The organism is Pseudoalteromonas sp. PPB1 (assembly GCF_015356275.1).
Taxonomy (GTDB): domain Bacteria; phylum Pseudomonadota; class Gammaproteobacteria; order Enterobacterales; family Alteromonadaceae; genus Pseudoalteromonas; species Pseudoalteromonas rubra_D.
Window position 1 is genome coordinate 152,522 of sequence record NZ_JACEQV010000014.1, and the last position, 11,543, is coordinate 164,064.

The 11,543-nt window shown below is 46.9% G+C and carries 9 protein-coding genes; 1 reads left to right on the top strand and 8 read right to left on the bottom strand.

Annotated features, from left to right (window positions below; genetic code table 11):
* Positions 1-80: 80 nt before the first annotated feature.
* The 7 genes from IY568_RS15580 to IY568_RS15610 all read right to left on the bottom strand — a co-directional run bounded on the left by IY568_RS15580 (position 81) and on the right by IY568_RS15610 (position 10,247).
* Positions 81-1,061, bottom strand: a complete 981-nt coding sequence (locus tag IY568_RS15580) for a hypothetical protein (RefSeq protein ID WP_194868034.1) — start codon at positions 1,059-1,061, stop codon at positions 81-83.
* Complete coding sequence (locus IY568_RS15585) at positions 1,061-2,041, bottom strand: autotransporter outer membrane beta-barrel domain-containing protein (protein ID WP_125563009.1); 981 nt, start codon at positions 2,039-2,041, stop codon at positions 1,061-1,063. Before IY568_RS15585 ends, IY568_RS15580 begins: the two co-directional genes overlap by 1 nt.
* Before the next feature lie 263 nt (positions 2,042-2,304).
* Positions 2,305-4,902 (bottom strand): bifunctional aconitate hydratase 2/2-methylisocitrate dehydratase, encoded by a 2,598-nt coding sequence (gene acnB / locus IY568_RS15590; RefSeq protein ID WP_138537849.1) that lies wholly within the window; start codon positions 4,900-4,902, stop codon positions 2,305-2,307.
* A 264-nt stretch (positions 4,903-5,166) separates the two neighbouring features.
* Positions 5,167-6,219, bottom strand: coding sequence for an OmpA family protein (locus IY568_RS15595; RefSeq protein WP_194868036.1), 1,053 nt, complete (start codon positions 6,217-6,219; stop codon positions 5,167-5,169).
* A gap of 111 nt (positions 6,220-6,330) precedes the next feature.
* Positions 6,331-8,118: an ABC transporter ATP-binding protein gene (locus IY568_RS15600; RefSeq protein ID WP_125563005.1), complete on the bottom strand. Its 1,788-nt coding sequence runs from the start codon at positions 8,116-8,118 to the stop codon at positions 6,331-6,333.
* 3 nt (positions 8,119-8,121) lie between these two features.
* Entirely contained in the window at positions 8,122-9,558 is a 1,437-nt protein-coding gene (locus IY568_RS15605; RefSeq protein WP_194868035.1) for a protein adenylyltransferase SelO, read from the bottom strand.
* The gene (locus tag IY568_RS15610; protein ID WP_125563001.1) at positions 9,555-10,247 is read right to left on the bottom strand and encodes a DNA-3-methyladenine glycosylase I; all 693 of its coding nucleotides are present in this window, start codon (positions 10,245-10,247) and stop codon (positions 9,555-9,557) included. The genes IY568_RS15605 and IY568_RS15610 overlap by 4 nt, the downstream gene beginning before the upstream one ends.
* A 111-nt stretch (positions 10,248-10,358) precedes the next feature.
* Between IY568_RS15610 and IY568_RS15615 the strand changes: the two genes are divergently transcribed.
* Entirely contained in the window at positions 10,359-11,096 is a 738-nt protein-coding gene (locus tag IY568_RS15615) for a substrate-binding periplasmic protein (RefSeq protein WP_125562999.1), read from the top strand.
* Between the two features lie 247 nt (positions 11,097-11,343).
* Here IY568_RS15615 and IY568_RS24810 read toward each other — a convergent pair.
* On the bottom strand, positions 11,344-11,543 hold a 200-nt coding region (locus IY568_RS24810; protein ID WP_228553368.1), incomplete at its 5' end, for a hypothetical protein.

Here is an 11,543-nt window from a genome sequence, read left to right on the forward strand (position 1 = left end):
CATAAACTTTTCTATCCAAGAACTTGTTTATAGTAAGCATTTACATGACTGCCCATGTGTCACAGTCGCTGAGTGCACCACTACAGCTTATTGTTAATCGCCTCCAACTGTTCGCTGAAACTCAGGTGACGCAGATCCCCCAAACCAGCCTTGTTTGTCATTTCTAAGAGCTGTGCTTCCAGCGCCAGTAACGGGGCTTCTGCGCGCTTATCGTCAATGGCAGCCTGCCTGCGCATATGCTCAGAAAAAAGCTGCTCCATTCTTTTTATCTGTAACTCAGCCAGTTTCACCTTGTGCTTGATGTCTTCATAAGCGCGCACATTTTGGCGAATATAGCTTTGCGCAGACTCTGCCGTGACTTTGACATCCTGATATACGGTCGGCAAAATGTCAGCCTTATCTGAGGTTGCCAGCGTTCGTACCTCACTCAGCACTTTACCCAGAAAAAAGTGCTCCGCTGCGTCCTGCTCCAGCACATGTAGCTGAGACTGTAGTTCAGGCAACGCTCCCTCAACCTCAATGCGTTTACCAGCAACCAGCATCTCTTTGAAGTCATCGTGGCGCGCCGCAAGCCGAGCATAACGACGCGCAAACTGCTGCCCAGCTTCCAGTTTATCGAGTACCACAAAATGAGCGCGAACCGGTTCCAGTACACTAACAATAGCTTGCTTTGCGCTTTGTGCTGCCGCAATCAAGCTGACAATTTCCTGACTAACTGCCATCACCTCATCGGCTTTGGTGTCCGAGGAAAACAAAGAGGCGCTTTCGAGTGATTCCGCCGGGTTTGCACTGAGCTCAGCGAAGTCATCTTGCAATGATTGCCAAAGTTTACTGGCCTTTGAGGTCCGTTCGCTGTCGTACTCACTCAGTTCTGCCTCTGCGGACAAACCAATCGCTTGTTGTGCCTCCTGATAGGCTGCCTCAGCTTTATGATAGGCAGCCTGGATCTGCTCTGGGGTTGCCTTATCACTGCTAACAATATTGCTCACTGAATCCAGCGTTTTACACCCGCCTAATAATGTTACTGCCAGTAATAAGGCGATACTGCTTTGTTTGTACATTAATAACTCCATTGGATCCCGGCTGACAGGGATATATTGGTATACTCTATGTCTGGGACAGTACGACGATTGCCATCTGACTCAGAGATTGCATCACGTTCTTTGTAAGATACATCCAGCCCCGCCATCACAGCGATGCTCTCAAAAACCTGATAACGGACACCCGCACGCCCCTGTATGCCCCAACCATTAAAGGTTTCACTGAGTGTTCTCTCAATGGTCCGGGTATTCTGTACTCGGGTATAAACAGGGAGTGTCACTTCGGCATCTGCATACCAGCTAAATTTATTAGACGTATCTTGTAGTTTGCTGTCATATCTTAACCCGGCCGCAGCAATAATGCTCAATTGATCTTCCGTGGTAGAAACGACGGGCTGTAGATTTCCAGGTAAGCCCTCCAGATCCCCTGTACCTGTGTTATTTTGCCCGGGTAAATTAAAACGTGCTACGGGATCGCCATCACCACGCGGTGCGGACTGTAAGACCTGATCAAACTGGCCAGCCCCAGGCTGAGCGAATCGAAAGTCCGACCGGGTAAAGCTGGTTGTAAAAATCCGCCCACCCATAGTGACTTGCAATGCACGTGTTAGGTTATAGGCGGCACTCATTGCTATTTCGTTAGACTTTGCTTTGAAATCGTTATATTGCACTGCGCCAAACTGGTGGGTCACAGAGCTGTCGTTAGGGTCCTGAAAATCATTGACATACCAGGTTTCTGTATCCAGGCCCGGATAAATGGTTGCCGCAGTGCCAATATACACACCCCAGTCGTCGTTAATGCCAGAATAAGACAGCTGTCTGATTGTGGGATTACGCACTTTTGCGTCCTGAGTCAAACGGCCCAATCCGCTTAAATCATTAAGCGCTTCACTGTATTCAATGGATTCAAAACCGAGGCGAATTTCACTATAAGAAGGGTTAGGTGCAGCCGCAGCGGTGCCTGTGACCAGACAACACGCCATAATAAGCGATTTATTCATAACGTTAGACCTTGCGCAGAGTAGACTGGAAAGTAACACAAGGACCAACGCACCACTCCCTGGTTACAGATTCTTACATTATTGAATAATAATAAGTCAAGCCGTCAGATAGTCAAGAAACTCACCTCGCCTTAGGGACCACGAAAGCCAATGAGGCAGCATTTGAAATAAAATATAAACAAACACTTAGCTGACTTTTGATATACATTAAGTATGACTGAGCCAGCTTGAAGCTGGCTCTGGCTGAATACGAACTTAGTGACTTAAACAGCTTGCTGAATAATCACATCATCCGCTTTTTTAGTGTACTGAGGCATTTTGTGGAAATTCAGATAACGATAGGTATCTGCAGCGGTGGCATTGATCCGCTCTGCATATTGTTGATACTCCGCCGGCGTTGGCAGCTTACCCAGGATAGCTGCAACAGCAGCAAGCTCTGCCGAGGCCAGGTAGACATTGGCACCAGTTCCCAGACGGTTGGGGAAATTACGTGTAGAAGTTGACACCACAGTTGCCTTGTCCGCGACCCGGGCCTGGTTACCCATACACAACGAACAGCCAGGCGTTTCAATACGCGCACCAACACGGCCGTAAATACCGTAATACCCTTCATCTGTTAGTTGATCTCTGTCCATCTTAGTAGGCGGCGCAACCCATAACTGTGTTGGTAGCCGAGCACCAAAGTTGTCGAGCAGTTTGCCCGCAGCCCTGAAATGACCTATGTTGGTCATACAAGAGCCAATAAACACCTCATCAATTGTTTCACCAGTTACCTCGGACAACAGACGCGCATCATCCGGATCGTTTGGCGCACATAGAATAGGCTCTTTAATTTCAGCGAGATCAATTTCAATCGTGTGAGCATATTCTGCGTCGGGATCCGCAGTCATCAGTTCAGGGGTCGCCAACCACTCTTCCATCTTGGTGATACGACGCTCGATAGTGCGAACATCGCCATAACCCTCAGCAATCATCCACTTCAGCATGACGATATTTGAATTTAAGTACTCTTCAATCGATTCCTGGGACAATTTAACGGTACAGCCCGCAGCTGAGCGCTCAGCCGATGCGTCGGACAATTCAAATGCCTGCTCAACAGTCAGATGCTCAACCCCTTCAATTTCAAGAATACGGCCAGAGAACTCATTGATCTTACCTTTCTTTTCAACCGTGAGTAAGCCTTGCTTAATCGCATAGTAGGGGATCGCATGAACCAGATCGCGTAGCGTGATCCCGGGTTGCATCTCACCTTTAAACCGCACCAGTACGGATTCTGGCATATCCAGTGGCATCACACCGGTTGCTGCTGCAAATGCCACAGCACCCGACCCGGCCGGGAATGAAATCCCCAATGGGAAGCGGGTATGAGAGTCACCACCTGTCCCCACGGTATCTGGCAGCAACATGCGGTTCAGCCAGGAGTGGATCACGCCATCGCCAGGACGCAATGATACGCCACCGCGATTCATGATGAAATCCGGCAAAGTGTGGTGGGTATTTACATCAATCGGCTTAGGGTAAGCCGATGTATGACAGAATGACTGCATCGTTAGATCGGCTGAAAAGCCCAAACATGCCAGATCTTTTAATTCATCCCGAGTCATTGGGCCTGTGGTATCCTGCGAGCCCACTGTGGTCATCGTTGGCTCACAGTACTGACCCGGGCGAACCCCTGGCATATTACAGGCACGACCAACCATTTTCTGTGCCAATGTGAACCCTTTACCTGAGTCCTCTATCAGTTTAGGTTTGCAGAAAATATCTTCCTGCTCCAACCCCAGCGCATGCCGTGCTTTATCAGTCAGCCCCCGGCCAATGATCAAAGGAATACGACCGCCGGCTCGTACTTCATCCAGGATAACATCTGACTTCAAACTAAATGTGGTGACCACTTCATCGCTACCATGGCGCTTAACGACCCCTTCGTATGGGTAGATATCAATCTGGTCACCCATATTCAGGTCATCAACCGGTAGCTCAATGGGTAAAGCACCCGAATCTTCCATTGTATTGAAGAAAATAGGCGCAATCTTGCCACCGAGGCACACACCACCCACTCGCTTATTTGGCACAAACGGAATATCGTCACCCATAAACCATAGAACAGAGTTAGTTGCTGACTTACGTGAAGAGCCGGTACCTACAACATCACCGACATACGCTAAGGGCAACCCTTTTTGCTTCAGCGCTTCTAATTGGGTAACCGGACCAATTTCGCCAGCTCTGTCCGGCGTAATGCCATCCCGCTCATTTTTTAACATAGCCAGCGCATGCAGCGGAATATCGGGTCGTGACCAGGCATCCGGTGCCGGAGACAGATCATCCGTATTGGTTTCGCCCGTCACCTTAAAGACCGTTACTGAGATTTTATCTGCGACTGCGGGCTTATCCAGGAACCACTCAGCATTTGCCCAGGATTCAATCACTTGTTTAGCAAATACATTACCTGCTTTGGCTTTTTCCTCAACATCATAGAAGGCATCAAACATGAGCAGGGTGTGTGATAAGCCTTTCACCGCTATCGGCGCTAATGCTGCGTCATCCAACAATTCGATCATCGGCGCAATGTTGTACCCACCCAACATAGTGCCCAGTAACTCTGCCGCATAAGCTTTAGAGATGAGGGGAGAAGTCGCTTCGCCTTTTGTTACAGCCGCTAAAAAGCCCGCTTTGACGTAGGCTGCGTCATCCACACCGGGTGGTACACGATTGATAAACAGATCAACTATGAACTCTTCTTCACCTGCTGGTGGCGTTTTCAATAACTCGATCAGTTCTGCGGTTTGCTGCGCATCCAGCGGTTTGGGAACAATCCCTTGCGCTGCGCGCTCCTCAACATGGTTACGATATTCTTGAAGCACAGTTATGCCCTCTTGGTGACGTGAACAGGTAATTAATTTTTAGGGTTAAAAACCCTAATAAATTTGCTTATATGTAAAATATGATGATTTATTATAAGGTCTTAGAGTATAGATGAAAATCAAACGGCCACTTTGCCGTCTTATATTGACTATAAACCCTGTGAATACACTGAGTTAAAAACAATGTTTATATGAATGGCTTGAAGTAAGAAAAAGAGACAAAAAGGCCCGGACAATGCCGGGCCAGAGTAGAATAAACAAGGGTTAGCGCTTAACTTTGACACGCTCTACAGATTTCACTTTTGCTTCAACACGGCGGTTTTCAGCATGGGCTTGTGCGGAATCATCGGTATTTTTCAGACGTTCTTCACCGTAACCCACCGTTGTGATACGCATTTCATCAATGCCTTTCTCTATTAGCTGCTTCGCAACAGCATCAGCACGCTTCTTAGACAACCATTTGTTGTAATCCGCTTTACCCACAGCGGAAGTGTGCCCTTCAAGTACCACTGTGGTTTCTGGGTGCTCATTCAGGAAGCTTACAACAGCTTGAATATCATTAAGATACTGTTGTGACACGCTTGAGTTATTGTTCGGGAAACGCACCAGCAAGCTGACAGTTACCTCTTTGTCTTCATACAAAGTACACCCTTGCGCATCAACTGCATCACTCATTGCTGTATTGGCACACTGGTCATCCATGTCATAAATGCCATCTTTGTCCGTATCGACAGGCGCTGCGACAACAGGCTCTGGCTCTGGCTGCGGAGCTGGTGCAGGTTCAACAGGTTTACTGCTGCTCGCGCCGCCAAAGAAGTAGTTAATACCGAGCTTTGCGCCCACATCGGTGTAACCCCGATCAATGCCCTGATAAATAGCCGTTTCAAAGTTAGCAGCAAAGTTGTCGCTGAAGTGATGACGATAACCCGCGCCCACATTGGCAAAGGTGTTATTGTCAAACACATCGATTGATTTCAGACCAAATAGTGCATAGAAAGGGCCACCATTAAAGTGATAAAGGCCGTCAATACCAATTCTATCACCGTCTACAGAGTCACTGCGTAATCCTGACAAATCAAAATCCATATCAGCATACTCAAGACGAGCACTCCAGTATTTGCTAAAGCGATAGCCCAGCTCGGCACCCCACCCCATTGAATCATCAACGGTGACGCCAGCTGCATCCCGACTATTTTCCCACTCAGCATTATAGTAGTCACCAAAGACGCCCAAATAAACGCCTTCTTGGTGGTCATCCGCATACGCACTGGTTGCCATCAAAGCTGTTACAACAACGCTTAGCATTCGTAGTTTCATCATCCTTCCCTCTCTAAAATAATAATGCAATCTGATATTTGCAGTAATAATAGTAGATGATGTCTTAATATTTACTTAACACAAATTAGGAATTTTTTGTTAATTTTACATTCAGCTCTGATGACCAAATAACACTCGGTACAAGCCCTGTTCCGCAACCAAGCTATGATGATCTCCAGCCTGGCTCACGACGCCATCATCCAGAACATATATTTGGTCTGCCTGACGGATTGCACTCAGTCGATGGGCAATGATCAGGGTCGTCCTGCCTGACAGAAAAGTATTCAAATTGCGATGTATTTTGGCCTCAGTTTCCACATCCAGCGCAGACGTTGCTTCATCCAGAACCACCACTTTAGGATCCGCGGCAACCATACGGGCAATGGCCAGGCGTTGCTTTTGTCCGCCCGACAGTCGCACCCCATTGCGACCCACCACAGTATCGAGCTGTTGGGGCATGTCTGTGACAGTGTCAGCCAGTTCAGCCACCTTTAACGCATGCCATAGCAGCTCATCATCACAGGTTTTACCCATGGCCAGATTCTCCCGAATACTGGCATTAAATAGAATGGGTTGCTGTAGCACAGTCACGACATGCTCCCGAATGGCATGGAAACCAACCTCTTCGGCAGGCATGTCATTAATTAAAATATCTCCTGACTGCTTCTGATATAACCCCAGCAGTAATTGCACAAGGGTCGACTTACCACCGCCCGATACCGCAACTAACGCTGTTTTCTTACCGCTGGGCAAGCTCAAAGACACATCATTGAGTACCGGCATGCCATCTTGATAGGCAAAACTAACGTGACGAAAATCGATGCGGATCATGGGTTGTTTGAATACCTCGCTGTTAGCAGGCTGATGAGGCTCAGTACTGAATGCCAGCACTTGATTCAGACGCTGAAGTGCAGCGGTCGCGCCATAATAAGCATACTGAATACTCAGTATCTCCTGCACAGGTCCCATCATAAACCACAAGTAGCCAAATACGGCGAATATCTGACCTACGGTTAAGTCAGAGAAAACCACCATCAGCATAGCGATGGCACGAAAGACTTCAAATCCCAACAAGAAAACGGTGAAGCTAAGTCGATTGACTGCATCTGTTTTCCACTGTGACTGTACAGAGTGGTGACGAAGCGATTTAGCCGCCCCTACAACCGTATCGAAATAACTTTGCTCGCGTCGCATTGCCTTGAGCTGAGCGATGGCATCTAACGTATCGACCAGCGCACTCTGAAATGCTTCAAACGCGTTATTCTGACGCTTCTTTAAGTCCTTCACGCGCTTACCGAATTGCCGGGAAAAATAAATCACAGCAGGATTAAGTGTCAAAATAATCAAACCCAACAGCCAGTCGATCCAGAGCAGTACTACGGCCGTCCCTACAATCGTCAAAATGCCTATCAAGAAACGAGACAAGGTTTGGCTGATAAAACCATCCAGCGTCTCAATATCTGTGATACACCGTGAACTGATCGCCGCAGCGCCCTGGGTTTCGTACTCCTTGAGCTGCACCTTTGCCAGATGGCCAAGCAGTCTTTCCCGGATCCGATAAGAAATATCCTTGCCTATGATAGTGAACTGACGTGACTGCGCAACACCCAACACCAATGCCCCCAAGCGCATACACACCACAGCTATCAGGATAGAGATAATGTAGCCCGTCGCTCCGTGCCACTGAGCAGGTAATACATGATTAAGGGTTTCCACTGCAGTACCTGGGCGTGCCAATAACACTTCATCCACTAATAAAGGCATCATGAGTGGAATGGGCACGCTCACCAGAGCGGCACAAAAAGCAATCAGATGAGCGTAAATCAAGGGAGTTTTATGCGTCAGGATCTGTCGCTTGATTTCCTGCCAGGTCAATGCCTGGTTACTCTGCTCACTCATAGCTTACGTTCCACAAAACGTCTGGTAGGCCTGTTCATGTGCCATAGTCGCCGTCCATTGAGCAGGATAGGCTTGATAGGTATAGGGGCTCTTCAAAGCAGTTAGCCAGTCAGTAAACTCATCACTCAGAGTGCCTTCATTAAACAGGGCAATAAATCGCTCCACCAGATCATTACGCGGAATAATAGCCGGATTTACAGATTGCATCAGCGCCAGAGCCTCAGCTGCACTGTGTCCGCTAATCCGCTTTCGCCACTTACTGACCCAGTCAGCTAACACTTCAGGTAAAGGGTAGGTTGGTAGCGGACTGGCGTGGAGTGCGTTTGTCAGAGCAGCAAACGTGTTGGTGTAATCCAGTTTATTTTGCTGCATCAGCGATAACAGTTCACTCAATAATGCCTGATCTGATTCCTCCCAGGTACCTATCCCAAGCTTTTTAGACCACATTACTTGGTAGCCCTCATGAAAGCTCTCTGCAAACTGACTTAAAATCTCTGAAAAACGCTCAAGCGCCGCGTCTTTATCCTCAATCAACACCATCAAAGACTCTGCCAGACGGCCACAATTCCAGCTGGCAATGTTAGGTTGCTGACCAAAAGCATAGCGTCCTTGACGATCAATGGAGCTAAACACAGTATCGAACGAGAAAGACTCCATCATCGCACAAGGGCCATAGTCAATCGTCTCACCATTTATCAGGGTATTATCTGTATTCATAACCCCATGAATGAAGCCTACCTGCATCCACTTTAAAATAAGTGCACACTGGCGCTGACATACCCGCGTAAAGAAATCAAAGATACGTGCCTCACCACTGGACGTAATGTCGCTGAAGTATTCACGGATACATAACTCGACAAGCTTGCTCATCGCCGCCACATCTTTGTTCATTGCCATCAACTGAAAGGTGCCAACCCGAATATGGCTTCGGGCAATGCGACATACAACAGCGCCGGGCTCTGGCGTCTGGCGCATCACCTGTTGACCAGTGGTCAAGACTGCCAGACAGTGTGTCGTTGGTACACCCAGTGCTTGCATTGCATGGCTCATGATGTATTCCCGGATAGCCGGACCCAGTGCACACAAGCCATCCCCCCCACGCGAGAAGACTGTCGCACCAGAGCCTTTGAGGTGCATGTCATAGCTGAGACCATCCGCTGCGGTGATTGACGCAATGAGGTGTGCTCGTCCATCACCAAGTTGCGGATTAAAATGACCAAACTGATGGCCGCAATACGCCATTGCAACCGGCTGAATGTGCTCGACCTGAGACACCCCCGCAAGGTAGTTACGCAGCGTTTGCTGATCGATCTCAATACCTAATTCAGATAACAATGCCTGATTAGTAAGTAGTAATTGAGCCTGCTCAAACTGATAAGGCTGTTGTGGGACCAGGTAAGTCTCTCCCAACTCGGTGTAGCGGGTAAAAAACTGGCTCATGATGTTACTCCTACCTCATTGTCACCCACACTATAAGCGACAAGCTGACTTAATTTTTGCAATGAATAACCACTTTGTCTACGTAACTCATTGAAGAAGGCTTGCGCAGAGCGAAGTGATTTCTGGCTATGCAAACCGCCTGAGATCACCTCATGCGCGCGCAAATAGGCTTCTACATCCCGGCTTAGAATAAACGTATCTTTGCCGACAGCCCTCAGTGCATAAGGACCTGTATTGCCCCCTAATCGACTCCCTTGCTTTTTAAGTAACAACCATAGTTCAATAATGTTATCCTCAGGCCAATTTGCAACAAGCTTACTAAAAGTGCCGTGCTCTAATGCCAACTCATGGAGCATAAGGCAGTTATGTGCAATGCTCTGTACTTTTTTATAGTTACGTACAATACGTTCATCCTGAGCGCGCTGTTCAAACATTTCAGGCGACATGTAAAGCAACTTCTCAATCGAAAAGTCCCAGAACACGTCACGAAAACCTGACCACTTGGCGTTAATCACCGACCAATAAAAACCACTTTGGAATATTTTTCGAGTGAACTCTTCCAGCCAAACATCATCAGGAAGCATTGCAAGTTGCGTATTTGATACGGGTTCGCTGAGTAATGATTCCAGTATGTCTTTCGAACCTTTACGCTCGCATGCTCGTTCATAAATATCTAAAAAACTCTCCACAGCTTAGCCTTTTATTTTTGATCAATGGGATAGACGCTTTTGTTAGCCGATTCGTTTTATTCAACAATAAGCGCTATAGTTTTGTTTAGCCCGATTTTCAGAGCCTTGTCAGTGAAATACTTTATTTTTGCTTTATTTTATAGTTTTACGTTAAGTGCTGAAACAGTGCATATTACGACTGGTCAATGGCCTCCATACGTAGACAGGCATCGTGAGGATCAAGGGTGTACCGCTCAGCTTATCCGAGATGCCTTTGCTTTGCACGGGATCCGTGTTCGGTTTGTATTTATGCCCTGGCAACGCGCATACGAAGAAGGAAAAAAAACGGAATTTATTGGCAGCGCTTATTGGTATTACAATGAAAAAAGAGCAACCGAGTACCTGTATACATCGTACCCGCTCACTTCAGAAGTTTCCCACTTTTACCACCTGGATAGCATCCCCTTTAAGTTTAACTCCTACGCTGATTTAAAACCATTCAGACTTTTGATTAATAAAGGTTTAACGTATCCGAAAACACTATGGCAAGCGATAAAAGAATATGAAATAGAGGTGATGGAGGCGACCTACACGACCAAGAACTTGCAATTTCTGCTGCGTCAACGCGCGGATATTGTCGTTCTGGATGAGCAAACAGAAAGGGAATACGCAAAAGCCCTGTCTAACTCTGAGGTAAAACGCCTGGTACGACAGCCTAAACCAGCATTCGTTAATCAGGGTTTTTTACTGATTAACCAACATAACGAAAAATATGTGGCGCTTTTTAATAACGCACTCCAAACGCTTATTTCAAACAAACCTTATCTGGCGCAATATCAAGAAAATTGCTCTGCGATTAGTACCCAGTGATTGTTCGCTCTTTGCAAAGAGACATATTTATACCAGGTTCACTTATACCAATTTGCTTAATTAAGTGATCTATTTTGAGGCGAGAAAATAGGGTCGATAACAAGGCAAAAATTTTGCTATTTAGTTGTTCTAAATGAGAAATTTTTAACGCTGTTAGCGTCCTATTTGCTCCTTCAAATAGACCAGGTATTAAGTGAAATTGGTATTAATACCTGATCATGATTGCAAGGTGGAAGGACAATTCATATTAATCGTGTGGCCTGTTGGCAGTTCCCGCATCAAGTGTGGGATGACGGTGGTGTGGGCTTTGTGAGCGGGCAGTTATACCAAATTGATTAAATTTATGATCTAATGTCAAAATCCAATTTCCATCTATGTGATAGTGATTTTGCAGCCTTCTGAATTTATTAAGCTCTCCAAACAAACTAAAGATCCAAGAAAGAAAGT

Excerpts from the sequence above, each read along its gene's own strand:
- IY568_RS15585 (WP_125563009.1), bottom strand. The coding sequence starts at position 2,041 with ATGAATAAATCGCTTATTATGGCGTGTTGTCTGGTCACAGGCACCGCT.
- IY568_RS15600 (WP_125563005.1), bottom strand. The coding sequence starts at position 8,118 with ATGAGTGAGCAGAGTAACCAGGCATTGACCTGGCAGGAAATCAAGCGA.
- IY568_RS15605 (WP_194868035.1), bottom strand. The coding sequence starts at position 9,558 with ATGAGCCAGTTTTTTACCCGCTACACCGAGTTGGGAGAGACTTACCTG.
- IY568_RS15595 (WP_194868036.1), bottom strand. The coding sequence starts at position 6,219 with ATGAAACTACGAATGCTAAGCGTTGTTGTAACAGCTTTGATGGCAACC.
- IY568_RS15580 (WP_194868034.1), bottom strand. The coding sequence starts at position 1,061 with ATGTACAAACAAAGCAGTATCGCCTTATTACTGGCAGTAACATTATTA.